The following is a 24,503-nucleotide window of genomic DNA, read 5'->3' as shown; positions in this document are numbered from 1 at the left end:
TCCCGTGACGGACGCGAGTCCTCGGCCGACGAGGCCCACGACGGTCGACACGACCTCCATCCCCGCCCGGATCCTCCAGGTGGTGATGGGGGTCGTGCTGACGGTGATCTCGGTGCTGCTGATGATCACGACGCATCGGATGCAGCTGGATGTGCTCGGCCTGGACCTCCCGGTCGGGCTCCTCCTCGGCGCTCTGTTCCAGATCGTCGCCTGCGTGTTCCTCTACGCCGCGACCGGGGCCCGGCTGCCGCTGCTGGTGCTCGGCGGTCTCTGGGGCCTCCTCGCGGCGCCGTTCCTGGGCAACGGCGCCGGTGGCGGCGTGCTGATGCCGGCCGTCATCGGCGATCAGCCGCAGTACTCCGGGTGGATCGTGCAGGGCCTCGGGATCGCGATCCCGTTCCTCGCGCTGCTGGCCATCACGCTGTGGCGACACCGGCGCCCATGAGCACGTCCCGTCGTCCCGACTGGGCGACGATCCCGAACCTCGTCACCCTCGTCCGGTTCGTGCTGCTGGCCCCGGTGTGCGCGCTGCTCCTGGACGGCCCGGACACCCTTGCCGTGGTGCTCCTCCTGGCCTGGGCATCGACCGACTGGATCGACGGGATGCTGGCCCGCGCGCTCGACCAGACCAGCCGCACGGGCGAGATCATCGACCCGATCGCGGACCGGCTGGGACTCGCCGCCATCACGGCGACTCTCGCGGTTGCGGGACTCCTGCCCTGGCTGGCCCTGATCATCATCGTCGTCGCTGATGTGGCGATGGTGCTCCTGGCCACGCGCGCGGCGCTGGGAGGCCGGCTCGAGGTGTCCCGGATCGGGAAGGCGCGCACCTTCGCGCTCATGACCTCGGTGTTCCTGCTCGTGGCCGCCGCGGCTTGGGCTCCGGGCCTGCTCGGTGCGGTGCGGGTGCTGCTGTGGATCTCGGTGGTGCTGCACGTGCTGTCCGCTGTCGACTACATCCTCAGGGCGACCCGGGCCCCGGCTCAGGCACAGATCCAGGACCGGGCCCAGGCTCAGACTCCGGAGCAGGCGCGGCCCGAGGACGGCGCACCGGCGGGGGAGGAACCTCCTTCGCGGCGATGACCAGGGCCCGCGGGACCCGCCTCTCGCCGCGCCGGGTCATCACCTGGATGGATGCCTCGTCGACCTCCAGGATCGTGCCCAGGGCATCGCTCATCGATTCCCCGTGCGGAGAGGCCTCCCGGTCGATCGCGTAGCGCAGCACCACCCGGGTCCCGACCTGGAGGAACGGAGCCCAGCCGGCGCGCATCCGATGCCCCGGGACAGAGACGTCCCGGGGGTCGTCGAGGGGGCCGTCAGAGGGATCGCTGGGGTGCCCGTCGTGCCTGGTCATCCTGCGAGGCTAGCGCGACAGAGGTGTTCGTCGTGTCACGTCCGCCGCTCGGGCCCCGGATCGGCGGGACCGGGCAGGTCGGGGATGACAGAATGAAGGCGTCTCCCTGCCGGAAGGATGCTGCCCATGACCTACGTCATCGCCCTGCCCTGCGTCGACGTGAAGGACCGTGCCTGCGTCGACGAGTGCCCCGTGGACTGCATCTACGAAGGCAATCGGATGCTGTACATCCAGCCCGACGAGTGCGTGGACTGCGGCGCCTGCGAGCCCGTGTGCCCCGTCGAGGCGATCTTCTACGAGGATGACACCCCGGATCAGTGGGCCGACTACTACAAGGCCAACGTCGACTTCTTCGACGATCTCGGAGCGCCGGGCGGCGCGGCGAAGATGGGCGTGATCGACAAGGATCACCCGCTCGTCGAGGCCCTGCCCGCGCAGACCAATCCGCTGGCCTGACCGATGAGCGACATGTCCCGGACCTCAGACTCCTCCACGGCTTCCCGGACGTCCGCCGGCAGCGTCCGCCGTGGCCTCGCGGCCCGGCTGCCCGCCTTCCCCTGGGACGCGTTGGCCGACGCCAAGCGGCGTGCGTCGGCCCATCCGGACGGCCTCGTCGACCTCTCCGTGGGCACCCCGGTGGATCCCACGCCCACCTCGGTGCAGCAGGCGCTCGCCGCCGCCGCGGACAGCTCCGGCTACCCGACGACCATCGGCACCCCGGCGCTCCGGGCGGCTCTCGTGGACTTCGTGCGTCGTCATCGGTCCGCTCCCGAGCAGCTCGACGTCGACGGCGTGCTGCCCACCGTCGGCTCCAAGGAGCTCGTCGCGCACCTGCCCTTCCAGCTCGGCATCGGAGCAGGAGACGTCGTCGCGTTCCCGCACATCGCCTACCCGACCTACGACATCGGCGCCCGCTTCGTCGGCGCCGAGCCGCTGGCGGTGGACATGGCGGACCTCGCGGCGCGCGGTGATGCGGCATTGCCCGACTCGTCGGACGCGAGCCGCATCCGACTGCTCTGGCTGAACTCCCCGTCGAACCCGACCGGTGAGGTCCTCACCGCTGCGCAGATGGCGGCGATCCTCGACTGGGCCCGCGGCCGCGGCATCGTCGTGGCCTCCGACGAGTGCTACGCGCTGCTGCCGTGGACCGTCGACGAGGTCCCCTCGGTGCTGGATCCGCGCGTGAACGGCGGCGATCTCGACGGCGTGCTGTGCGTGTACTCGCTGTCCAAGCAGTCCAACCTGGCCGGCTACCGGGCGGCCTTCGTCGCCGGTGACCCGTCGCTGGTCGGGGAGCTGGTGGCCGTGCGCAAGCAGGCCGGCATGATGCTCCCCGGGCCGATGCAGGCCGCGATGACCGTGGCCCTCGGCGATGATGCGGCCGTGGCCGCGCAGCGGGAGGTCTACCGCTCGCGCCGCGCCATCCTGGAGCCTGCGCTGCAGGCCGCCGGCGGCACGATTCACGGCTCCCAGGCCGGCCTGTACCTGTGGACGAGCTTCGGCGAGGACTCGATGACCAGCGTCGAACGTCTCGCTGACCTCGGGGTCCTCGTGGCTCCGGGGATGTTCTATGGTGAGGGGGGCGCGAACTCCGTCCGCGTCGCCCTGACCGCGACCGACGAGCGGATCAGCGCCGCCGCCCGGCGCCTCTCGCACCCCTGAACCCTGCGCCCTGCGCGCACCACCGATCCGATACTGCACAACGGAGAGCCCATGGATCACGCGAACCCCTCTGCCCAGCTCACGCACGGCGAGAAGTCCCTCGAGCTGCCGATCGTCCCTGCTGTCGAGGGGAACTCGGGCATCTCGATCGGCCCGCTGCGCAAGGAGACCGGTGAGGTCACCTACGACCCCGGTTTCATGAACACCGCGAACGCGAAGTCGGCGATCACCTTCATCGACGGCGACGAGGGCATCCTGCGCTACCGCGGGTACCCGATCGAGCAGCTCGCGGAGAAGTCCTCCTTCCTGGAGGTCTCCTACCTGCTCATCAACGGCGAGCTGCCCACGAACGGCCAGCTCGACAACTTCGAGGCCCAGGTGGAGCGCCGCACCCTGCTCGACGAGCGCTTCAAGCGCATGTTCGACGGCTACCCGCGCGACGCCCACCCGATGGCCGTGCTGCAGGCCGGCACCTCCGCGCTGTCGACCTTCTACCAGGACTCCCTGGATCCCTTCGACGAGGAGCAGGTGCGGCTGTCCTCCGTACGGCTGCTCGCGAAGATGCCCACGATGGCCGCCTACGCGCACCGCATCGCCCAGGGCCATGCGCTGCTGTACCCGGACAACCGGCTCTCGCTGATCGAGAACTTCCTGCGCCTGACCTTCGGCTTCCCGGTCGAGGACTACATCGCCGACCCGGTCGTGGTGCGCGCGATGGAGCAGCTGCTGATTCTCCACGCCGACCACGAGCAGAACTGCTCCACCTCGGCCGTGCGCCTGGTGGGCTCCTCGCAGGCGAACCTGTTCACCTCGATCGCCGCCGGCATCGGCGCGCTCTCGGGCCCCGCCCACGGCGGTGCCAACGCCGCGGTGATGGACATGCTCGACCAGATGCAGGCCGAGAACATGGACCCGCGCGACTTCATGGAGAAGGTGAAGAACAAGGAGGACGGGATCCGGCTCATGGGCTTCGGCCACCGGGTCTACAAGAACTACGATCCGCGCGCTCGCATCGTGAAGAAGATCGCCGACGACGTCTTCGAGCGCCTCGGCATCCATGACGAGCGCCTCGAGCTCGCGATGAAGCTCGAGGAGATCGCCCTGAAGGACGACTACTTCGTGGAGCGCAAGCTCTACCCGAACGTCGACTTCTACACCGGGCTCATCTACAACGCGATCGGCTTCCCGACGGAGATGTTCACCGTCCTGTTCGCGATCGGCCGCTTGCCGGGCTGGATCGCCCAGTGGCAGGAGATGGTCCACGATCCCGAGACCAAGATCGGGCGCCCGCGCCAGATCTACACCGGTCACTCCGAGCGGTCCTACGTGCCCATGACGGGGCGCACCGGCACCAGCGAGCTGCGCCTGGCAGGGCTCAAGGCGGATCTCGACGGCCGCGACTGATCTCTGCACTGCCCGCGCGAGACGGCGCATGACGACCCTGACCACGACACCCCGCGAGGGGCGCTGAGGTCAGGGTCTCGTCGTCGAGGTCAGGGTCTCGTCGTCGGTGCGACGTGGCGGGACAGCTCGTCGTCCGGGGTCACCTTCCCTGCAGCGCGGCGCGCAGCTCTCCGGCCCGGTTCGAGGTGATGGCGTCGACCCCGAGGGCGGCGAGCTCGCGCGCCCGATCGATGTCGTCGACCGTCCAGCAGGTCACGGCGAGGCCCTGCGTCCGGGCGAGCACGATCGACGCCGCGTCCACCAGCTCGTGCGGCGGGTTCCAGGAGCTCGGCCGCAGCTGCTCGACGAGAGCGTCAGGGAGAGGGTCGAGAGTCTTCCACGTCAGCCGGATCTCGACGGTGGGATCCGCGGCCCGCACCGCCTGCATCGCGGTCTCCTCGCCGCAGAACACGACGTCCACCCCGGCCTCGCGGGCCACGCCCACGGCCGCGCGCGCGAGATCGTCGGCGGGGTCGTCATCGGGGATGTCGAGCAGCAGCCGTGCAGGGGTGGCGGCCAGGGCGTCGCGGAGCAGCGGGACCCCCTCAGGGAGCTCTGCGGTGCGCTGGTCACTCACCGGGCGGTCGATCCCCCACAGGCGCGCGGTGGTCGCATCGTGCAGGAGCACGCAGTCCCCGTCGGCCGTCAGCCGGAGGTCGACCTCGACCATCTCCGCGCCGTCGTGATGGGCGCGCCGGATCGCGGCGAGGGTGTTCTCGACCTCGTGGATCGGGTCGCCGCGGTGGGCGACGATCTGCGGGACGGGCTGCCGGACGGGGAGGGCGTCGCTCATGGGGGAGAGGCTACGCGGGACCCCGCGCACTCCGTCACCCTGCGTCGGCCCCACGGTCGTCAGGACCCGCTGACGAGCACCACGACCTGGTCCGGGTCGCCTCCGTCGATGGCCGACCAGGCCGCAGCCTCCTCACCCCGCTGGGACCGGTCCCAGGTGCGTCCCTGGTAGGACACCTGGACCACGCCGTCGTCCGCCGCGCGGGCGACGGCCCAGTTGGCGACCGCCCAGCCGACGGACGGGTCCCCGTCGGCCCCGATGACCAGCGCCGTCGCGCCTGCGGACGCCGGGACCTGCGGGGCGGAGGCCGCGGCGCCGGACAGCGCGGAGGTGAGCCGGCCCGCCTCGCTCAGGCGCGGGAACTGCCGGGTCAGCTCGGCACGCAGCTGTTCGGGGGAGACGGTGGAGCCGACGTCGTCCAGGGAGCACACCAGGTTCGCGTCGGACTGACCGGTCAGGGCGGAGGCGTACAGGCGCCCCTCGGTCTCGTGGTCCCGATAGGCCTCGGGGAAGCCGCTGCGCTGGACCTCCTGGGCGACGTCGTTGATGTCGGCGGTGGCGTATCCGTCGATCTCCTCGAGCACGTCGTAGAAGGCATTGGTGGAATAGACCGGATCCAGGATCTCCTCCGCGCTGCCCCAGCCCTGCGAGGGTCGCTGCTGGAACAGTCCGAGGGAATCGCGGTCCCCGTGGTCGATGTTCTGCAGCCGCGATTCCTGGAACGCGGTCGCCAGAGCGATCGAGGCGGCGCGCGGGGGCAGACCGCGGTCCACGGCCACCGCGCTGATCAGCGCGGCGTTCGCCGTCTGCTCCGTCGAGTAGCGGTGCGAGGTGCCCAGCCCGCTCGCCGTGCAGGTCCCGGCGTGCGCGGGGGAGCCGTAGCGCTGCAGGGCGAGATAGGAGCCGCCCGCGATCCCGGCGAGCAGCAGCACCATCACCAGGGGGATGACGAGGTGGCGGGTGAACGAGCGCTGTGTGCCCGTGCGTCGCGCCACCTCGTGCCCCCTCGTGCGATCAGTTCGCGTGCAGGGCGGCGTTGAGCTCGACGGTCTGACCCTCGCGGGCCACCGCCTGGACCGCGCCGGTCAGGGAGTTGCGACGGAACAGCAGGTTCGGCACCCCGGAGAGCTCGCGGGCCTTGACGACATGCGGTTCGTCGGCGCCGGCACCCTGCTGGCTCTGCTGGGTCTTCTCGCCGACGACCTCGACCTTCGTGCCGGCGGTGAGGTACAGGCCGGCCTCGACCACGCTGTCGTCACCGAGCGCGATGCCGATCCCGGCCTCAGCGCCCACGAGGGCCCGCTTGCCGATGCGCACACGCTCGGTGCCGCCGCCGGAGAGGGTGCCCATGGTGGAGGCGCCGCCGCCCACGTCGGAACCGTCCTCGACGATGACGCCCTGGGAGATGCGGCCCTCGACCATCGAGGTGCCCAGCGTGCCGGCGTTGAAGTTCACGAAGCCCTCGTGCATGACGGTGGTGCCCTCGGCGAGGTGGGCGCCCAGGCGCACGCGGTCCGCGTCGCCGATGCGCACCCCGGTGGGCAGCACATAGTCGACCATGCGCGGGAACTTGTCGACGCCGAACACGGTGGGGGTGCGGCCGGCGGCGATCAGGCGCAGGCGGGTCTCCTCGAAGCCGGCCACGGCGCAGGGGCCCTCGGAGGTCCACACGACGTTGGTGAGCGTCCCGAAGAGTCCGTCGAGATTCTGGGCGTTGGGCTGCACGAGACGGTGGGAGAGCAGGTGCAGGCGCAGGTAGGCGTCGGAGGTGTCCTCCGGGGCGGCGGCGAGCTCGAGCGCGCGCACCACGACCTCCTGGGTGGTGCCGCGCACGTCGTCGGTGCGGGCGGCGGCGGCCAGCTGTGCGTGCAGCGGCTCGGACTCCGGGGCGGCGGGGGCCTCGCCGAGCTGCGGGGCGGGGTACCAGGTCTCCAGGGTGGAGCCGTCCGCGGCGAGCGTGGCGAGGCCGATGCCCCAGGCGTGGGTGGCGGGGGAGGGCGTCGTCGTAGTCATGGGGTCAGTCTACGAAGCACGGGCTGGGGAATGCCCGTCCTGCCCAGCGACCAGCGGGGAACAGCACATCCTGGTGCGGCTCCGGGTCAGTCGTGGTGCCCGGCGGTGTGCTCGCCGGGCGCCGTGCGGAGGGGGACCGCAGCCCAGAGGACCTGGTACGAGAAGGCCTCGTGCGTGGAATCGGGGTCGCCCGGGATCTCGACGCCCTGCTCGTCACGGTTGAGCGTGTCGTAGTCCGAGAGCGTGGCCTGGATGAGCGCGTTCAGCTCCTGTGCCTGCTCCCTCGAGAGGCGGAGGTCCGAGGCGTAGAGCGAGGTGATGTCCGCGTGGTCCGGGGCCGCCCTCTGCCGCGCGATCTCGGCACCCCAGGCGGAGCGCATCCGATCGAAGGCCGCGAGTGAGGTCGCCCCCGAGGCAGCGAGATACTCGGCATCGATGCTGGTCGGATCGTTGGTCGAGTGCCTGCCGCTGCGGAAGGAGAAGGAGCTCTGGGTCAGCTTCCACACCCGGTCGCGGCGGTCGCGGGCCGCCTCGGGGGCCTCCTCGATCACGCCGCCGCGAGCGAGGATCCGCAGGTGGTAGCTCACAGAGTTCGCGGGGATCGAGAGGTCGGCGGCGACATCGGCCGCACGGGCCGTCCCGCGACGTCCCACCCGCTCGACGATGTCCAGGCGCAGGGGGTGGGCGAGCGCTCGCAGCTGCTCCTGCGTGGCGTGCCGCGGGGGAGTGGTCGCGTCGTCGTCCGAGGTGGAGCTCATGACCCGAGTGTACGGAGTTCGGCGAAGCGTGCACCATGTGATGCGCAGGGGTTGCTGCGCACGGGAGACTGCGCAAGAAGCAGTGCGCACCATTTGTTGTGCAAGGGGCGAAGTCGGTCTACTGTTCTCGGCATGACGACCGCCGCACCCGCTCCGCCGCCCTTGCGCCGCAATGCCGAGTACCGCCGCTGGCTGGTCGGGGACATCTGCCTCGAGCTGGGCACGGGCATCGGCACCTTCGCCTTCCCGCTGGTCACCCTCGTGGTGACCGGCTCGCTCGGGGCGACGGGCCTGGTCGGGATGATCCAGGGGATCGGCGGCCTGGCGGGGCTGATCCCCGGCGGCCTCCTCGCGGATCGATTCGGCCGGCGGCGGCTGCGTCTCCTCGCCGGCTCGACCGGGGTGCTCCTGCAGGCGATCCTGGTCGCGGTGCTCGTGGCGGGCTGGGGAAGCGTCGCGGTGCTCGCGGTGATTGCGTTCCTGGACAGATTCCGCGCCGCGCTGCTGGGTGCGGCCTCTGATGCGATGCTCAAGCAGATCGTCCCGCCGGCGCAGCTGGCGCGCGCCGCCGCTGTCAACGAGGGGCGCGACGCCGCGGTCGAGATGGCCGCGGGCCCGGTGGGCGGCGCCCTCGTCGGCCTGTCCGTGGTGTTCCCGCCGCTCGCCCAGCTGCTTGGGAACCTCGGCTCGGTGCTCGCCACCTGGAGGATGCGGGGCCGCTACCTCCCGCGGGCAGAGGATCACGCCCCCACCCGGGTCCGAGATGATCTGCGAGAGGCCGTGGCCTGGACCCTCTCGCAGCGGGTCCGCATCCAGCTGCTCGGAGTGGCCACCCTGGTGAACCTCGGCATGAACGGTCTGCTGCTGACAGTGCTGCTGCACCTCACCGCCAGCGGCGTCCCGACAGGGCGCGTCGGTCTGTTGAACACGGTGTTCGCAGCCTCGATCCTGCTGGGCGCATTCCTCGCACCGCGCCTGGTGGACCGGGTGTCCACCGGGATGCTGGTCACCGCGCCCATCCTGCTGATGACGGTGGCCGGGGTGTTCGTCCCGTTCGCGCCGGGGCTGCTGGCGATCGGTGCGGCCTACGCGGTGATGGGGATCGGCCTCGCCCCGCTGAACGCCGCGGCCCAGGGCTTCTTCATGCACATCACCCCGGTGTCGATGCAGGGTCGGATCGGCGCGCTGATGGGGATGGTCGCGATGGGGCTCATGCCGCTCGCCCCGGCGGTCGCGGGCTGGGGACTCGAGCTGACCGGTCCTCGACCCACGATGATCCTCTTCGCTGTGATCATCGGGCTCGGTGCCCTGGTGGTGCTGGGCGGGAAGGACCTGCGCCGCGTGCCGGTCGCCTCGCGCTGGGAGTCCTACGCCCGAGAGCAGGGGCTGAGCGCCGGGGACTGACCAGCGCCAGCGCCAGCGCCGTACAGAGCACTGGGCGACCGACGGGTCAGGACTCGCCGAGGCCCGTGTCCTCGAGGAGATCCGGGTTCTGCTCTGCGGCCTGGGCGCCGAACCGTTCCGCGCCCTGCGCGCCGAACCATTCCGCGGCGCGGGCCCGGCGCACGATCTGCTCGAGGCGTCGGCCGCGAAGCTGCACCGCGATCACGGCCAGGAGCAGAGCGAGCACGCCGCCGCCCAGCAGCCACAGGGCCAGCGTGGTGGCCTCGGAGTCGGCGTCGCTGAGCAGCGTGATCAGCAAGATGGCGGCGCCCACACAGATCGCGATCACCCCGGCGGCGACCAGCACGGCTGGGCCCACCCCTCGCAGCAGGGCGGGCCCCACGGAACCGCCCTGCAGCGGGCGACGCAGCGGGAGGCCCCGACCCAGCTGGCCGGGCCGGGAGACCGCCCAGTCCAGCAGCTGGTGATCGCGCCGACGAGTCGCGACCGCGCCCACCACGGCCCCCGCGATCAGGCACAGCACGGTGCCCACCAGGAGCGGGACGATGCCGTCCGGGAGGGCGTCGCGGCTCATCCCGGCGCCGTACTCGGTGCGCAGGGCCGCGACCGTGAAGCAGGCCAGAGCGCCCAGCACCAGGAGCGTCTCGAGGATCCGCAGGGGGAGCTGACGGGCGGAGCGCTCCGCCCGGCTCGCCGAGTCCAGCTCGTCGTCCTGCGGATCGGGGCCCTCCTCGAGCACCACCCGCCGTTCATCGGCAAGATGCTCCACGAAGTCCTCGCCGTGCCCTGCGGCGCGCAGCGAGGGGGCGTACTGGGCGCGCTGCCCGGCGGTCAGCCACGCGGTCATCACGATCGCGTCCGCCCGGGCACGTTCTGTGGGCAGCTGGCTCGAGCTCGCGATTGCCCGGATCCGTGCGGCGTGCTTCCCGCCGAACGGGCCGCCGGACACGGCAGGAGCACCGTGCTGGAGGTGTCTCGGCGGTGGCTGCGGGATGTTCGTCATGCCACATATGCTCCCAGACCGGGACCGTCCAGGAGCGGATCTGCTCGCGCCATACTGGTGCGATGACCGCCGCCACCGACCTCGCCCGCACCGTCGCCGTGATCGGTGCCGGCCCCCGGGGGACAGCGATCATCGAACGGCTGGTCGCGGCGTCGCACCGAGACGAGTGGCACGGCGGGCTCACCGTGCACCTCATCGATCCGTACGTCGGCCGCGGCGGGGCCGTCTGGCGGCACGACCAGCCCGACGTGCTGCTGATGAACACCACCACCTGCCAGACCACGATGTACCCCGACGCCTCCTGCCACCCCCTGGTGCCCTCCTCGCGCCACGAGACCCTGGCCGACCACCTCGCCGCGGAGGGCCTCGCCCCGAGCGACTTCGCCTCCCGTGCGGCCCACGGGCGCTATCTCGCCCACGTGCTGGCCACCGCCGAGGCCGACGCCGACCCCGCTCGCCTGCGGATCGTGCAGCACGCAGCCGAGGCCGTCGACGTCACCGGGCTGGCCGACGGAATCCAGCGGGTGCGGCTGGACGACGGGCGCGTGCTGCGCGCCGACGCCGTCGCGCTCGCCCTGGGGCACCTGCCCACCGCGCTCGGCCCCCGCTCCCAGCAGCTGGCCGACGCCGCCGAGCGCCATGGCCTGGTGCACCTCGCGCCCGCGAACCCGCTGGACGTGGACTACGCCGCCCTGCTCGGCAGGGAGCGGGTCGCCGTGCAGGGGATGGGGCTGAACTTCTACGACGCGGTCGGCATGCTCACCAGCGTCGCCGGCGGCAGGTTCGTCCCCGACGAGGGGGCCCCGTCGGGCCTGCGGTATCTCCCGGGCGGGCAGGAGCCGGTGCTGATCGTCGGCTCGCGCTCCGGCATGGTCTACCGGCCCAAGCCCGACCTCGGCGCGGAGGTGCCCGAGCCCTACACGCCGCAGATCCTCACCGGGGAGCGGGTGCTCGAGATCGCGGTGCGCTCCGCCGGCGTGGACCACGAACGGGACGTCATGCCGCTCATGCTCGCTGAGCTGCGGCGCGCGCTGGAGGGGGCCGGGCACAGCGAGCTCGCCACCGACGAGGCCCTGCTGCACCTGCTGTTCCCCTTCGGGCGGCGCGGCGGGGACAGCGCCGACCCCCATCGGCACACGCGCGACGTGCTGCGACGGGCCCTGGACGACGCAACGGGGCCGGACCCTGCCTGGCTGCTCGTGTACCGCGTGCTGATCGCCCTGCGCGTCCAGGTCAACCGCCTGGTCGATCTCGGTGCCTACACCACCGAATCGGTGCGCGGCGACATCGACAAGCACCTGCGCAATGCCTTCGCCTCCTGGGCCTCGGGGCCTCCGGTGCTGCGCGCCCGCCAGGTGCTCGCCCTGGAGGAGGCCGGTCTGCTCCGCTTCGCCGGCCCACGGATGCACCTGGACATCGATGAGGAGGCAGGGCGCTTCGCGGTGCGTGCGGCCGACGGGACGACCACGCTGTGCGACGGCGTGCTCGAGGCCCATCTGCCTCCGGTGGACCTTCCCGCCTATCGCAGCCCGCTGCTCGGTGCCTGGCGCGAGCGCGGCGAGGTCCAGAAGGATTCCTGGGCCTCCCGCGGCAGCCGGCGCCGGATGCTCACCGGCTCGATCGCGGTGGACGGCCTGTACGCGCCCGTCGGCCTCGACGACACGGTCTACGAGCGCCGGCTGCTGGTGGGCGTGCCGGTGAGCACCGCGCAGCCCGGCTCGGCGATCAGTGCGGAGCCGGGCACGTCCGCCCAGCTCCTGCGCCATGCCGAGGCAGTCGCCCTGCGGCTCGCCCGCGCCGGTGGTGCGCTGAGCGCGGACTGACCCCCGCGCGCGCTGCAGCCTCGCTCGCAGCCCCCGACCGGAGGGGCACAATGGCCGCATGCACAACAGCGTCGCCCCTGCCCTGGACCCCCACGCCGACATCGTCGAGCTCACCGCCGCGATCGTCGACATCGAATCCGTCTCCGGGAACGAGAAGCCGCTCGCCGACGCCGTCGAGGCCGCGCTGCGCGAGCACGCCGAGCACCTCGAGGTGATCCGCGACGGCGACACCGTCATCGCCCGCACCCGGCGCGGCCTGGAGCGCCGCGTGCTGCTGGCAGGCCACCTGGACACCGTGCCGGTCGCCGACAACCTGCCCTCCTCCCGCCGCACCCGCGACGGCCGTGACGAGCTCGTGGGGCGCGGGACCTGCGACATGAAGGGCGGCGATGCGGTGTTCCTCCAGCTCGCCGTCGAGGCCGACGCCGCACCGGTGGACCTCACCTGGATCTTCTACGACCACGAAGAGGTCGCAGCGGCGGACAACTCCTTGACCCGCATCGCCGCCGAGCATCCCGACTACCTCGAGGCGGACTTCGCGATCCTCGGCGAGCCCACCTCGGCGGGCGTCGAGGGCGGCTGCAAGGGCACCATGAAGCTCGAGGTCACCGCCCGCGGCATCGCCGCGCATTCGGCGCGGGACTGGGTGGGGGACAACGCGATCCACCACCTCGCCCCCGTGCTCGAGCGACTCGCGGCCTACGAGGCCCGTCGCGCCGTGATCGACGGCCTCGAGTACCGCGAATGCCTCAACGCCGTCGCGATCTCCGGCGGCATCGCCGGCAACGTCATCCCCGACCTCGCGAGCATGACCCTGAACTACCGCTTCGCCCCGGACACCTCCCCGGAGCAGGCCGAGGCGCATGTGCGCGAGGTGCTCTCCGGTCTCGACCTCGACATCGTGGTCACCGACTCCGCTGCCGGCGCCCTGCCCGGCCTCGGCGATGACGCGGCCCGCGACTTCCTCGCCGCCCTCGGCGATGTGCCGGTCTCCGCCAAGCAGGGCTGGACCGACGTGGCCCGCTTCTCGGCGCTCGGCACCCCGGCGGTGAACTTCGGGCCCGGCGACCCGCTGCTCGCCCACACCGATGACGAGCACGTGCCGCTCGAGGATCTCCGGGTGGCGCTCGCCGCGCTGCGCCGCTGGCTGGGCGTGTCCGCTCGGTGAGCGGGCGCCGCGGGGGCGGCCGCACGGTTACGCTCGGCCCATGACTCCCGAGGAACGAGAACGGCATCGCAAAGGGCCGGTGACCCTGCGCGGCACGCAGCGCCCCGCCCGCACCACGGACCAGCGGCTGCTGGAGGAGAACGCGCCCGGTGACTGGGTGCATTCGGACCCGTGGCGGGTGATGCGCATCCAGTCGGAGTTCGTGGAGGGCTTCGGGGCGCTGGCCGAGCTGGGGCCGGCCATCTCGATCTTCGGGTCCGCGCGCCTGCGTGAGGACGACCCGTCCTACCAGTGCGCCCGCGAGATCGCCCAGGGCATCGTGGACCTCGGCTATGCCGTCATCACCGGCGGCGGCCCCGGCATCATGGAGGCCGGGAACCGCGGCGCCCAGGAAGCGGGTGGTATCTCCGTGGGCCTCGGGATCGAGCTGCCCCATGAACAGGGGATGAACGAGTATGTCGACCTCGGTGTCGACTTCCGGTACTTCTTCGCCCGCAAGACGATGTTCGTGAAGTACTCCAGCGGCTTCGTGGTGATGCCCGGCGGCTTCGGCACCTTCGACGAGCTGTTCGAGGCCCTGTGCCTCATGCAGACCCACAAGATCGACATGTTCCCCGTGGTGCTCGTGGGCCGCGCCTACTGGCAGGGCCTGCTGGACTGGCTGACCAGCGCCGTTCTCGACGGGGGCACGATCAACCCGGGAGACATCGACCTGCTGCGCGTGGTGGACACCGCGCAGGAAGCCCTCGACGTGCTGCGCGAGTCGGCACGGAGATGAGCGCAGCCACCCCCATCGTGCTGCTGCTCCTGCTGGTCGCAGCGGTGGTCGCCGTGCTCATGGTGCTGCTCGCGACGGGCCGGATCGGATCCGGAATCGAGGCTCCTCGGGGGCATCGGCGGGCAAGGCGCCCGATCCGGTCGAAGAACCTGAGATAATAGCCACCGTACGCGCGCTGCCGGAGGCCCCGTCCGGGGGAGCCACTCTGGGCAGCGACACCATCAAGGAGGCACGCCATGGCTGCTATGAAGCCGCGCACCGGGGACGGTCCGCTCGAGGTCGTGGAAGAGGGACGCAGCATCATCATGCGGGTTCCGCTCGAGGGAGGCGGCCGTCTGGTCGTCGAGATCGCCGCGTCGGAAGCCGTGGAGCTTCGTGACGCCCTGCAGGGCGTCATCCCGTCCTGACAGCCGGGCCAGGCCGCCGTCGACAGCCCCGCACCTACCAGGTGCGGGGCTGTCGACGTCTCGGAGGGTCGTGCCGCGGCCGACCCGGTCCGCTCAGGGCGAGACGGGGCGCAGGACCGCGGCGAGCACGCCGTCGCCGCTGCCCGTGAGGGCAGGCACCAGGTCCTCGGACTCGGCGACGGCCCTGAGCAGGGCGCGCACTGAGCGGGTATCCGCGTCGCGGGAGGCCGGATCCGCGACCCGGTCGTGGAAGAGCGCATGCGGGATCACCAGCACGCCGCCCGGGCGCAGCAGGCGTCGGGCATGGGCGAGCAGATCCACCGCATGCGGGGCCTGTGCCGGGAAGCTCACCAGGTCATAGGCGTGATCGGTGAGGCGGCCGACGACATCTCGCGGGTTGCCCGCGATCGTGCGCACCCGCGGCGAACGGATCTTCGCCTCGGTGAACGACTGCCGCGCGGCTCGCTGGTTCTCGACCTCGGGGTCGATCGTGGTCAGCACACCGTCCGGGTGCATCCCGGAGAGCAGATAGAGGGAGCCGACGCCGCTTCCGGTGCCGATCTCGACGGCCGCCTTCGCCTGCACGGCCGCGGCGAGCACGCGCATCAGGGCGCCCGCCCCGGGCAGCACCGGAGTCGCTCCGAGCTCGTTGCCCCGCTCCCTGGCACGGGCGAGGACGCCGTCGTCGGCGAAGAGGATCGACTCGTCGACGAACTCCTCACCATGGGCCCAGCTGGCCACCTTTCCCGACGACATGACTGCATCCTTTCCGTGGGCCCATACGATCTGGCCCAGACTATGTCAGGAACCGGGCGAGGCTGGGACCCCACAGCCGTGCGCGATGCCATAATGGCATTGCATACCAGCGGACGACACATACAGGTGGGACATGGGCGGCACCGGATTCATGGGACTCGGCGGGTGGGAGTTCGTCATCCTCATCGTCGTGTTCCTCGTGATCGTCGGCCCGCAGCGGCTCCCGGGCGTCACGCGCCAGCTCGTGCAGTGGGTTCGCCAGGCCCGTCGATGGGTCGACGATTCCCGGGCGACCGTCGAGGACGAGATGGGCATCGCCATGGAGGATCTCAAGAAGTACGATCCTCGCCAGTACGACCCCCGTCGCATCATCCGGGAGGCCTGGGGCGACACCGATATCGAGGAGCTGCTGCCCAGCAAGGAGTCGCTCTCCGTCGCAGCCGGGGCCGGAGCGGCCGGCGCGGCGTCGAAGGCCAAGTCCTCCAAGAGCGGCAAGTCCTCCAAGGGCTCGAAGGACGACAGCCCTCAGCGGGCCCCCTTCGACCCCGAGGCCACCTGAGCCTCAGCACCCTGCACCCAGCACCCAGCACTCAGGACCCGGCCCTCTGCACCACCCGGCAGTCAGCACCTCGTGCCTGCACCGGGTGACCCCGCGTGCGGCGTGATGCTCAGTGCCGCGCCACGGTCAGCGGCAGCTTCATCCCCTCCAGGCCGCGCGGCTTGCGCACCAGCGCCCGGGCGACGCCCTTGAGCGCCATCGACGTGGGGGAGTCCGGGGAGGAGAGCACCAGCGGGATCCCCTGATCGGCGCCCTCGCGCAGAGCAGGATCCAGGCCGATACGGCCCAGCACGGGCACGTCATGACCGACGGCCCCCGCCAGGGTCTCGGCGACCCGGTCGCCGCCACCGGAGCCGAAGACGTCCATCACCGTGCCGTCGGGCAGGGTGAGGCCGGCCATGTTCTCGACCACCCCGGCGATCTCCTGCTCCGTGGAGCTCGCGAGCGAGCCGACCCGCTCCGCGACCGAGGCGGCGGACTGCTGCGGAGTGGTCACCACGACCATCTGGGCCCCGGGCAGCAGCTGCGCGACCGAGATCGCCACATCGCCGGTGCCCGGCGGCAGGTCCAGCAGCAGCACGTCCAGGTCACCCCAGAACACGTCGGAGGCGAACTGCTCGATCGCCCGATGCATCTTCGGGCCGCGCCACACCACGGCCTGGCCCTCCGGCACGAACATCCCGATGCTCATGACGGCCACGCCGTGCGCCTCGGGCGGCATCAGCAGATCGGAGACCTTGGTGGGCTGGTCGGTGATGCCGAACATGCCGGGCATCGAGAAACCGTGGATGTCGGCGTCGATGACCCCGACCCGCATCCCGTCGGCGGCCATCGCGGCGGCGAGGTTCGCGGTCACCGTCGACTTGCCGACACCGCCCTTGCCGGAGGAGATCGCGTAGATCCGGGTGAGCGAACCGGGCTGGTTGAAGGGGATCTGGCGGCGCCCCTGGCGCAGCCGGTCCGTGAGCTCGCGCCGCTGCTCCTCGGTCATGGCGCTCGTGCTCACCTCGACCCGGCTGAGCCCGGGGACCGTCGCGGTCGCCTCGGCGGTGTCCCGCTCGATGCGATCGCGCATGGGGCAGCCCTCGATGGTGAGCAGCACCTGCACGCGGGCGATGCCCTCGTCATCCACGGTCACCGAGTCGACCATCCCGAGCTCGGTGATGGGCCGATGGATCTCGGGGTCGATCACCCCGGCCAGCGCCTCATGGATCTGGGCGACACGGTCGTCGGCGGGCACGGAATCAGCGGTGGTCACAGAGTGTTCTGCTCCTTCGGGAGTTCGATCGGGAGTTCGATCGGGAGGCCGGCGGTGCCGGAACTGTCGGAGGCGTCGGAAGAGCCGGTGCGTTCGCGCTCGCTCAGCACGGCATCGATCTCCTCACGCAGGATGGTGCGCAGCGAGTCCGCGTCCAGCGGGCCAGCGGCGCCGCGGTCCCCCCGGGAGCCGCGCCCGCCGACCGCGTTGCGGCCCTCGGTCCCCGACTGGTCCGCTTCGAGGTCCTCGAGCAGATCGCGCAGCTCGCCGCGCACGAAGTCGCGCGTGGCGACGTCGTTGAGCGCGAGACGCAGCGAGGCGATCTCGCGGGTGATGAAGTCCGTGGTCGCATGGTTGCGATCGTTGGACTGGCGGTCCTGCTCGGCCTGCACCCGGTCGCGGTCGTCCTGGCGGTTCTGCGCGAGCAGCAGCAGGGGCGCGGCGTAGGAGGCCTGCAGGGACAGGATCAGCGTGAGCAGGGTGAAGTTCAGCGCGCGCGGATCGAACTGCGCGGAGACCGGGGCCAGGGAGTTCCAGGTCAGCCAGATCGCGCAGAACAGCGTCATCCCGACCAGGAAGGCCGGGGTGCCCATCATGCGGGCGAACCCTTCGGCGCCGCGGCCGAAGGCATCTCCGCGGAACGGGTTGCGCAGGAGGGCGGTGCGGCGGGGCGACGGATCATCGAGCGGTGCAGGGTTGTGCTCGGCCATCATCAGCCCTCCTTCGCGGTATCACGGGCGGTGGCCCGGGCGATCTCGGACAGGTCGATCTGTCCGGTGGTGGGAACGGGTTCGTCCTGCTCGCGCCAGTCATCGGGGAGCATGTGGTCCAGCACGTCATCGACGGTGACCGCCCCCAGCAGGCGGCCCTCCTCGTCGATCACCGGGATCGAGACGAGGTTGTAGGTGGCCATCTCGCGGGTCACCGCGGACAGCGGTGCGGTGGGGCGGACGGCGACCTTGTCGTTGTCGAGGATCTCGCCCACGGGCCGGTCGGGACGCTCCCGCAGCAGCTGCTGGAAATGGACGATGCCCAGCAGCTTCCCGCTCGGGGTCTCCAGCGGGGAGCGGCACACGTGCACGGTCGAGGCCAGGGCGGCGTGCAGCGCCTCTCGGCTGATCATGGCCAGGCAGTGCGCGACCGGGGTCTCCGGGGCCACGATGAGCGGTTCCGTGGTCATCATGCCGCCGGCGGTGTACTCGTCATAGGCCAGGAGCCGACGGACGTCCTCGGCCTCCTCCGGCTCCATGAGGTTCAGCAGCTGGGAGGCGACCTGCTCGGGAAGCTCCTGGACGAGGTCCGCGGCGTCGTCGGGGTCCATCGCGTCGAGGATGTCCGCCGCACGGGTGGCGTCCAGCCCGGTGACGACCTCGACCCGGATGTCCTCGGGTAGCTCCTCGAGCACGTTCGCCAGGCGCTCGTCGGCCAGCTCCCCGGCCAGTTCGATGCGGCGCTTCGCGTCGAGCTCCTGGAGGATCTCGGCGAGGTCGGCGGGGTTGAGGTCCTGGTAGGACGCGGCCAGCAGATGCGCGGACTGCTCCTCCTGGGTGCCGTAGAGGCCGGTGACCTCGTTCAGCTCCACCGTGAGTGTCTCGCCGCGGGACACGAGACGGCTCAAGGAGCTGCCACGGCGAGGGCGCCGGAGGTGCAGCCGGGAGACCTCCCAGTCCTTGTGCCGGTTCTGGTCCAGCGCGATGTCCAGCACCGTCGCCCCGCCGGTGCCGTCGGTCAGGGTCACCGCACGATCGAGCAGGTCGCCCACCACCAGGAGCTCACCGGAGCGCTTCTCGAAACGGCGCACGTTGAGCACCCCGGTGGAGATCACCTGGCCCGGGGAGATGGCGGTGACACGGGTGATCGGGAGGAACACGCGTCGCTTGCCGGCGACCTCGACCACGAGGCCGACGGCGCGCGCCGCGCCGCGCGACTGCGGGAGCACGACGATGTCCCGCACCCGTGCGACGGCATCCCCGAGGGGATCGAAGACGGTGGTGCCGACCAGACGTGCCGCGTAGAAGCGCGGCGGCGACGTGGTGCTCACCGCCGGAGCTCTGCGATCCAGCGCTCGACGTCCTCGACCCGGCGCGGGGCGGCGGCGGAGAGGTTCTCCACGCCGTCCTCGGTCACCAGGACGTCGTCCTCGATACGCACGCCGATGCCCCGCAGCTCCTCGGGGACCAGCAGGTCGTTCTCCTTGAAGTACAGCCCCGGCTCGATGGTGAAGACCATGCCGGGCTCGAGCTCGGCGTCGAGGTACATCTCGCGGCGGGCCTGGGCGCAGTCGTGCACGTCCATGCCCAGGTGGTGGCTGGTGCCATGGGGCATCCAGCGACGGTGCCACTGGCCCTCGGGGGAGAGCGACTCTGCGGCGGTGCCGGGCAGCAGGTCCCACTCCTCGAGGCGGGCGGCGAGGACCGTCATCGCCGCGGTGTGCAGATCACGGAAGTGCAGACCCGGGCGGGCGACGGCGAAGGCGGCGTCGGCGGCCTCGAGCACGGCCTCGTAGACCCTGCGCTGGACGGGGGAGAAGCTCCCCGAGACCGGGAGGGTACGGGTGACGTCCGCCGTGTACAGCGAATCGATCTCGACGCCGGCGTCGATCAGCACCAGCTCGTCCCCGCGCACCGCCCCGGTGTTGCGGGTCCAGTGCAGGGTGCAGGCGTGGTCGCCGGCGGCGGCGATGGTGTCATAGCCGACGCCGTTGCCCTCGGCGCGCGCGGCGGCCGCGAAGACGCCCTCGATGACGCGCTCGCCGCGTTCATGGCCGACGGCCTCGGGCAGGCGGGTGATGACGTCCTCGAAGCCGCGGATGGTCGCATCGACCGCCGCGCGCATCTGGCGCACCTCGTACTCGTCCTTGACCAGCCGCAGCTCGCTCGCGGCTTCCTTCAGACGGTCGAACTCCGCCGTGGCGTCGGCTCCGTCGGTGAGGCCGTTCTGGGTGCGGATCTCCTGGACCATCGCCTCGACGGCGGCATCGACCGAGGGCATGACCGACAGCGACAGCTGGGCCCCGACGTCCTTGGCGAGATGGTCGCGCAGCTCGTCGATGTGGCGCACCTCGATGCCCAGACGCTGGGAGGCCTCGGCGACGGTGGGGCGCCGCCCCACCCACATCTCGCCGTAGCGGGAGTCGGCGTAGAACTCCGAGGTGTCGAAACCGGCGCGCGGGCGGAAGAAGTACGTCGCCACCGCACGCTCGGGATCCTCGGCCGACGGCTCGACGACGAGCACGCTGTCGGGCTCCTCGTCGGTGCCGAGCCCCGTGAAGTAGGCGAAGGCCGTCTCCGGGCGGAAGGGGTAGTCGGTGTCGTTCGAACGGACCTTCAGCACACCGGCGGGCAGCACCAGCCGGGTCGCGGGCAGACGGCGCACCAGGGCATCGCGTCGCGCGGGCGTGAAATCCGCGGCCTCGCGACGCTCCGCATCAGGGACCGTCTCGTCCCACCCGGAGGAGATGAACTCACGGAAGGCCTCGTTGGTGGGTCGCTGGCTGCGGGTGTCACCGCGGCTCGCGAGGTCCTTCGTGTCGTCCGTGCGATCTGTGCTGGTTTCGATGCTCTCGGTGCTCACCCCCCGATGGTCTCATGACGCGGACTACGCTGGGCGTATGAGTGAGCGGTCCAACCAGCCCCGCGCGGCGCGCATCGACCTGCATGCCCACACGTCCTGGTCCGACGGCACCTGCGATGTGCGGGAGCTCTTCTCCCGTGCGCGGAAGGCTGATCTGGATGTCCTCGCCCTCACCGACCACGACACGGTCGCCGGGTGGCAGGAGCTGCCCGCCGCGGTCGCCGCGAGCGGCGTCGCCGCGGTGCCGGGCATCGAGGTCTCTGCGGAGCACGGGAGTCTGAGCATCCATGTCCTGGCCCTCCTGGTGGATCCGTCGCCGGAGACCGAGCTGGCCGCCGAGATGGCCCGGGCCCGCGCCTCCCGCGTCGACCGTGCCCGTGCGATGGTCGAACTGATCTCCCAGGACTATCCGATCACCTGGGACGACGTGCGAGCGCAGGCCGCCGGCGAGTCGACCGTGATCGGACGGCCCCACATCGCCGACGCCCTGGTCGCCTACGGGGCCGTCACGGACCGCTCCGCTGCGTTCCAGGAGATCCTCAAACCCTCCGGGCCCTACTACGTGCCGTACTACGCGCCGTCCCCGGTCGCGGCGGTGCGCGCGATCCGGGACGCCGGGGGAGTGGCGATCGTGGCCCATCCCGGCTCCGTGACCCGCGATGCGGACCTGCCCCTGGAGCTGCTCGAGGAGATGGTGGAGGCGGGACTGGCGGGGGTCGAGGTCGACCACCGGGAGCACGATGAGGCAGAACGCACGCGGTTGAAGGACTTCGCCGCCTCGCATGACCTCCTGATCACCGGCGGCAGCGATTACCATGGCGCGGGAAAACCCAACCGGCTCGGAGAGAACCTCACGCAGCCGGACGTCCTGGCCGCGATCACCCACCGCGCCACGAGCAGCACCGAGGTCATACGCTAAGTGAACCTGGTCGACCTGAGCTTCCTCACGGGAGTGTTCGTCACCCTCTTCGTCATCATCGATCCCCCGGGCACCGTCCCGATCTTCCTCTCCCTGACCAGCACCATGACCGCGAAGCAGCGGTCCCGTGCGGCCCTCGTCGCCGTCGCGGTCGCGATGCTGATCATCACCGTGTTCGCGGTGTTCGGGCGCTTCATCCTCGACTACATGCACATCTCGCTGCCGGCGCTGCAGTTCTCCGGGGGCCTGCTGCTGCTGATCGTCGCCCTCCAGCTGCTGGCCGGCAAGGAGGGCGAGATGGCGGCGAGCGAGGGGGTGAACGTGGCTCTGGTGCCGCTGGGCACCCCGCTGCTGGGCGGTCCGGGAGCGATCGTGGCCGTGATGCTCTTCGTGCAGCAGACCGGCGGCGAGGCCTCACGGGTCATCTCGCTCGTGGTCGCCATGGTGGCCCTCGCGCTGGCGATGTATCTCGCGATGCGTTTCGCGGGGGTGATCGCCCGGGTGCTGGGTGACGGCGGCGTCACACTCGTCACCCGGATCTCCGGCGTGCTGCTGGCGGCGATCAGCACCCAGATGATCTTCGACGCGATCCGTTCGTTCCTGGTCAGCTGGGGCGTCATCGCCGGATGATCCGCACGATGCCTGTCCCGGCGTGAGCAGTCCCTGAGCAGGTACTGAGCAGGTCTGAGTCGGCCTGAGCTGGCCTGGGGATGGTTTGGAGAAGACGGAACAGGACGACGGCCCTGCCGCGAGCTGGTGCTCGCCGCAGGGCCGTCGTGATGTCCTGGAAGGTCAGGCGTCGGAACCGGAGTTCTGCGTCTGCTGGCCCTCGCCGCCGCGGCTGCGACCGCGGCCGCCACGGGAACGACGCCGACGCGTACGGTCCTCGCCGCTTCCCTCGGACGTCTTCTCGCTCCGGAGGCCGGAGCCGCGGGACGAGGCATTGCTGGACGCGGCGCTCTCGGACGCTGAACCGTTCGACGAGCCATTGTTCGACGAGCTGTCGTTCGACGAGGAAGCACCCGAGTCGGAGACGACGTCGCCGTTCACCCGGCGGGTGCGGGAGCGGGTGCGGCGGGGACGGTCGCTCGCCCCGTCGGCCGACTGCTCACGCGGTGCTCGATTCTCGCGGGGAGCCCGCTCCTCACGAGGTGCTCGGTCTTCACGGGGAGCCCGGTCTTCACGAGGTGCTCGATCCTCGCGCGGCGCGGAGCTGCGCTCTCCGCGCCCGCCCTCACGACCATCGCGCCCGCTGTCGCGGCCACCGCGACCGCTGTCACGTCCGCCGCGGCCACCTTCACGACCGCCACGACCACTCTCGCGACCGCTGTCACGCCCGCCACGGCCACCATCGCGCCCGCCACGTCCGCTGTCGCGACCGCCGCGGCCACCATCGGGCCCGCCGAGATCCTCGAGCGTCTCGGCCTCGAGACCGTCGCGGGTGCGCTTGTTCTTGGGCAGGGTGCCCTTGGCCTCGGTGGGGATGTCGAGCTCGGCGAAGAGGTGATCCGACGTCGAGTACGTCTCGACCGCTTCGGCAGAATCCAGCCCCAGCTGACGGGCGATGAGCCCCCAGCGCGCCAGGTCCTCCCAGTCGACGAAGGTCACCGCAGTGCCCTTCTTGCCCGCGCGGCCCGTACGGCCGGTGCGGTGCAGGTAGGTCTTGTCGTCGTCCGGGCAGTTCCAGTTCACGACGTGGGTCACGTCGGTGACATCGATGCCGCGGGCGGCGACGTCGGTCGCGACTAGCACGTCGATCTTGCCGTTGCGGAACGCGCGCAGGGCCTGCTCGCGGGCGCCCTGGCCGAGGTCGCCGTGCAGCGGGGCGGCGGCGAAGCCACGATCGGCGAGATCGCCGGCCACCCGGTCCGCCTGGCGCTTCGTGCGCATGAAGATGATCGTCAGGCCTCGCCCACGAGCCTGCAGGATCCGGGCCATGACCTCGATCTTGTCGAGCTGGTGCGCACGGTAGACGACCTGCTTGATGTCGGCCTTGGTGCGCGCACCGTCATCGGGGTCCTGGGCACGGATGTGCGTGGGACGGTTCATGAAGCGACGGGCCAGGGCCATGATCGGGCCGGGCATCGTCGCGGAGAAGAGCATGGTCTGGCGCGTGGTGGGCACAGCCTGCAGGAGCTTCTCGATGTCCTCGAGGAAGCCGAGGTCGAGCATCTCGTCGGCCTCGTCGAGCACCGCGGTGCGCACCTGGGACAGGTCCAGGTACTTCTGGCGCATGAGGTCGATCAGACGACCCGGGGTGCCGACGACCACCTCGACGCCGCGCTCGAGCGCCTCGATCTGGGGCTCGTAGGCGCGACCGCCGTAGACGGTGAGGATGCGCACCGGCCGCTTGGCCGACGCGGCGATGAGATCCTCGGCCACCTGCACCGCGAGCTCGCGCGTGGGCAGCACGATGAGGGCCTGCGGCTTGCCGATGGGTCGGTCGTCCGGGTTGTCCTCGCCGGGGGCGATCGCCGCCTGCAGCAGGGGGATGCCGAAGCCGAGGGTCTTGCCGGTGCCCGTCTTCGCCTGGCCGATGATGTCGCGCCCGCGCAGGGCGATCGGCAGGGTCATCGACTGGATCGGGAAGGGATGGATGATCCCCTTCGCCGCGAGGGCATCGACGATGTCGGAGCGGACGTCGAAGTCCGCGAAGGTCTGCTGAGGCTCGACGGCGACAGGAGCCTCGTTCGTGTTCGGGGTGCCGGAGCTCAGCTCGACGGCGGGGGAGGCCGACACGGCCTCATCGATGTGCGGGATGGATTCAGGCACCATTCAACTCTCTGGTCATGGGTAAGCACTGCCATGGTAGCCCCCGGGGCCGCCGTGCAT

At 71.2% G+C, this 24,503-nt stretch carries 25 protein-coding genes and 1 pseudogene; 14 read left to right on the top strand and 12 right to left on the bottom strand.

All coding sequences use genetic code 11. From position 1 onward, the window contains the following. Nucleotides 1-4 precede the first annotated feature (4 nt). Nucleotides 5-445: a hypothetical protein gene (locus tag INT49_RS03050; protein ID WP_193116244.1), complete on the top strand. Its 441-nt coding sequence runs from the start codon at nucleotides 5-7 to the stop codon at nucleotides 443-445. Further along, nucleotides 442-1,083: a CDP-alcohol phosphatidyltransferase family protein gene (locus tag INT49_RS03045; RefSeq protein WP_193116243.1), complete on the top strand. Its 642-nt coding sequence runs from the start codon at nucleotides 442-444 to the stop codon at nucleotides 1,081-1,083. Before INT49_RS03050 ends, INT49_RS03045 begins: the two co-directional genes overlap by 4 nt. A 46-nt stretch (nucleotides 1,084-1,129) precedes the next feature. On the opposite strand, the pseudogene INT49_RS21695 reads toward INT49_RS03045, so the two are convergent. Continuing rightward, nucleotides 1,130-1,270, bottom strand: a pseudogene (locus INT49_RS21695) (acetyltransferase); the annotation flags it as partial. Nucleotides 1,271-1,480: 210 nt separating this feature from the next. Between INT49_RS21695 and fdxA the strand changes: the two are divergent. The 3 genes from fdxA to INT49_RS03030 are packed head-to-tail and all read left to right on the top strand — an operon-like array spanning nucleotide 1,481 to nucleotide 4,420. Then, nucleotides 1,481-1,810, top strand: a complete 330-nt coding sequence (gene fdxA / locus INT49_RS03040) for a ferredoxin (RefSeq protein ID WP_193116242.1) — start codon at nucleotides 1,481-1,483, stop codon at nucleotides 1,808-1,810. Between the two features lie 12 nt (nucleotides 1,811-1,822). Beyond that, a complete protein-coding gene (gene dapC / locus INT49_RS03035; protein WP_193116241.1) occupies nucleotides 1,823-3,016 on the top strand; it encodes a succinyldiaminopimelate transaminase in 1,194 nt (397 codons plus the stop codon). Between the two features lie 51 nt (nucleotides 3,017-3,067). Next, entirely contained in the window at nucleotides 3,068-4,420 is a 1,353-nt protein-coding gene (locus INT49_RS03030; protein WP_193116240.1) for a citrate synthase, read from the top strand. 139 nt (nucleotides 4,421-4,559) lie between these two features. On the opposite strand, the gene INT49_RS03025 is transcribed toward INT49_RS03030, so the two are convergent. The 4 genes from INT49_RS03025 to INT49_RS03010 all read right to left on the bottom strand — a co-directional run bounded on the left by INT49_RS03025 (nucleotide 4,560) and on the right by INT49_RS03010 (nucleotide 8,023). Continuing rightward, nucleotides 4,560-5,252, bottom strand: coding sequence for a glycerophosphodiester phosphodiesterase (locus INT49_RS03025; RefSeq protein WP_193116239.1), 693 nt, complete (start codon nucleotides 5,250-5,252; stop codon nucleotides 4,560-4,562). A 59-nt stretch (nucleotides 5,253-5,311) separates the two neighbouring features. Next, entirely contained in the window at nucleotides 5,312-6,187 is an 876-nt protein-coding gene (locus INT49_RS03020) for a hypothetical protein (protein WP_193116351.1), read from the bottom strand. Nucleotides 6,188-6,266: 79 nt separating this feature from the next. Next, on the bottom strand, nucleotides 6,267-7,265 hold the full coding sequence (dapD, locus tag INT49_RS03015; RefSeq protein WP_193116238.1) for a 2,3,4,5-tetrahydropyridine-2,6-dicarboxylate N-succinyltransferase: 999 nt from the start codon (nucleotides 7,263-7,265) through the stop codon (nucleotides 6,267-6,269). A gap of 86 nt (nucleotides 7,266-7,351) precedes the next feature. Further along, nucleotides 7,352-8,023 (bottom strand): winged helix-turn-helix domain-containing protein, encoded by a 672-nt coding sequence (locus tag INT49_RS03010; protein ID WP_193116237.1) that lies wholly within the window; start codon nucleotides 8,021-8,023, stop codon nucleotides 7,352-7,354. Between the two features lie 132 nt (nucleotides 8,024-8,155). Between INT49_RS03010 and INT49_RS03005 the strand changes: the two genes are divergently transcribed. After that, on the top strand, nucleotides 8,156-9,427 hold the full coding sequence (locus INT49_RS03005) for an MFS transporter (protein WP_193116236.1): 1,272 nt from the start codon (nucleotides 8,156-8,158) through the stop codon (nucleotides 9,425-9,427). Between the two features lie 46 nt (nucleotides 9,428-9,473). Here INT49_RS03005 and INT49_RS03000 read toward each other — a convergent pair whose 3' ends face one another. After that, a complete protein-coding gene (locus INT49_RS03000) occupies nucleotides 9,474-10,430 on the bottom strand; it encodes a hypothetical protein (RefSeq protein ID WP_193116235.1) in 957 nt (318 codons plus the stop codon). A gap of 62 nt (nucleotides 10,431-10,492) precedes the next feature. On the opposite strand from INT49_RS03000, the gene INT49_RS02995 reads away from it, so the two are divergent. The 5 genes from INT49_RS02995 to INT49_RS02975 all read left to right on the top strand — a co-directional run bounded on the left by INT49_RS02995 (nucleotide 10,493) and on the right by INT49_RS02975 (nucleotide 14,606). After that, a complete protein-coding gene (locus INT49_RS02995; protein ID WP_193116234.1) occupies nucleotides 10,493-12,253 on the top strand; it encodes an FAD/NAD(P)-binding protein in 1,761 nt (586 codons plus the stop codon). A gap of 58 nt (nucleotides 12,254-12,311) precedes the next feature. Continuing rightward, entirely contained in the window at nucleotides 12,312-13,421 is a 1,110-nt protein-coding gene (dapE, locus tag INT49_RS02990) for a succinyl-diaminopimelate desuccinylase (protein WP_193116233.1), read from the top strand. A 40-nt stretch (nucleotides 13,422-13,461) separates the two neighbouring features. Then, on the top strand, nucleotides 13,462-14,199 hold the full coding sequence (locus tag INT49_RS02985) for an LOG family protein (protein WP_193116232.1): 738 nt from the start codon (nucleotides 13,462-13,464) through the stop codon (nucleotides 14,197-14,199). After that, nucleotides 14,196-14,357, top strand: a complete 162-nt coding sequence (locus tag INT49_RS02980; RefSeq protein WP_193116231.1) for a hypothetical protein — start codon at nucleotides 14,196-14,198, stop codon at nucleotides 14,355-14,357. Before INT49_RS02985 ends, INT49_RS02980 begins: the two co-directional genes overlap by 4 nt. A 78-nt stretch (nucleotides 14,358-14,435) precedes the next feature. Further along, nucleotides 14,436-14,606 (top strand): DUF3117 domain-containing protein, encoded by a 171-nt coding sequence (locus INT49_RS02975; protein WP_193116230.1) that lies wholly within the window; start codon nucleotides 14,436-14,438, stop codon nucleotides 14,604-14,606. Between the two features lie 93 nt (nucleotides 14,607-14,699). Here the strand turns inward: INT49_RS02975 and INT49_RS02970 are convergent, their stop codons facing one another. Beyond that, the gene (locus tag INT49_RS02970) at nucleotides 14,700-15,362 is read right to left on the bottom strand and encodes an O-methyltransferase (RefSeq protein ID WP_193116229.1); all 663 of its coding nucleotides are present in this window, start codon (nucleotides 15,360-15,362) and stop codon (nucleotides 14,700-14,702) included. A gap of 133 nt (nucleotides 15,363-15,495) precedes the next feature. Here INT49_RS02970 and INT49_RS02965 point away from each other — a divergent pair, with 133 nt between their 5' ends. Then, nucleotides 15,496-15,921, top strand: coding sequence for a twin-arginine translocase TatA/TatE family subunit (locus tag INT49_RS02965; RefSeq protein WP_193116228.1), 426 nt, complete (start codon nucleotides 15,496-15,498; stop codon nucleotides 15,919-15,921). A 109-nt stretch (nucleotides 15,922-16,030) separates the two neighbouring features. Here the strand turns inward: INT49_RS02965 and INT49_RS02960 are convergent, their stop codons facing one another. The 4 genes from INT49_RS02960 to INT49_RS02945 are packed head-to-tail and all read right to left on the bottom strand — an operon-like array spanning nucleotide 16,031 to nucleotide 20,752. Next, complete coding sequence (locus INT49_RS02960; RefSeq protein ID WP_193116227.1) at nucleotides 16,031-17,179, bottom strand: Mrp/NBP35 family ATP-binding protein; 1,149 nt, start codon at nucleotides 17,177-17,179, stop codon at nucleotides 16,031-16,033. Continuing rightward, nucleotides 17,176-17,892: a DUF1003 domain-containing protein gene (locus INT49_RS02955; RefSeq protein ID WP_404801941.1), complete on the bottom strand. Its 717-nt coding sequence runs from the start codon at nucleotides 17,890-17,892 to the stop codon at nucleotides 17,176-17,178. Before INT49_RS02955 ends, INT49_RS02960 begins: the two co-directional genes overlap by 4 nt. Then, the gene (locus INT49_RS02950) at nucleotides 17,892-19,220 is read right to left on the bottom strand and encodes a magnesium transporter MgtE N-terminal domain-containing protein (protein WP_319021490.1); all 1,329 of its coding nucleotides are present in this window, start codon (nucleotides 19,218-19,220) and stop codon (nucleotides 17,892-17,894) included. The genes INT49_RS02955 and INT49_RS02950 overlap by 1 nt, the downstream gene beginning before the upstream one ends. Next, nucleotides 19,217-20,752 carry an aminopeptidase P family protein gene (locus tag INT49_RS02945; RefSeq protein WP_193116226.1) on the bottom strand — a complete coding sequence of 512 codons (1,536 nt, stop codon included), beginning with the start codon at nucleotides 20,750-20,752 and terminating at the stop codon, nucleotides 19,217-19,219. The genes INT49_RS02950 and INT49_RS02945 overlap by 4 nt, the downstream gene beginning before the upstream one ends. A gap of 37 nt (nucleotides 20,753-20,789) precedes the next feature. Here INT49_RS02945 and INT49_RS02940 point away from each other — a divergent pair, with 37 nt between their 5' ends. Both INT49_RS02940 and INT49_RS02935 read left to right on the top strand, forming a co-directional pair. Next, on the top strand, nucleotides 20,790-21,671 hold the full coding sequence (locus INT49_RS02940; RefSeq protein WP_193116225.1) for a PHP domain-containing protein: 882 nt from the start codon (nucleotides 20,790-20,792) through the stop codon (nucleotides 21,669-21,671). Further along, nucleotides 21,672-22,301, top strand: coding sequence for a MarC family protein (locus tag INT49_RS02935; protein WP_193116224.1), 630 nt, complete (start codon nucleotides 21,672-21,674; stop codon nucleotides 22,299-22,301). Nucleotides 22,302-22,463: 162 nt separating this feature from the next. On the opposite strand, the gene INT49_RS02930 is transcribed toward INT49_RS02935, so the two are convergent. Next, nucleotides 22,464-24,446, bottom strand: a complete 1,983-nt coding sequence (locus INT49_RS02930; protein WP_193116223.1) for a DEAD/DEAH box helicase — start codon at nucleotides 24,444-24,446, stop codon at nucleotides 22,464-22,466. Nucleotides 24,447-24,503 lie beyond the last annotated feature (57 nt).

This window comes from Brachybacterium tyrofermentans, assembly GCF_014897585.1.
GTDB lineage: Bacteria > Actinomycetota > Actinomycetes > Actinomycetales > Dermabacteraceae > Brachybacterium > Brachybacterium tyrofermentans.
This window is presented reverse-complemented; position numbering and strand designations above follow the sequence as displayed.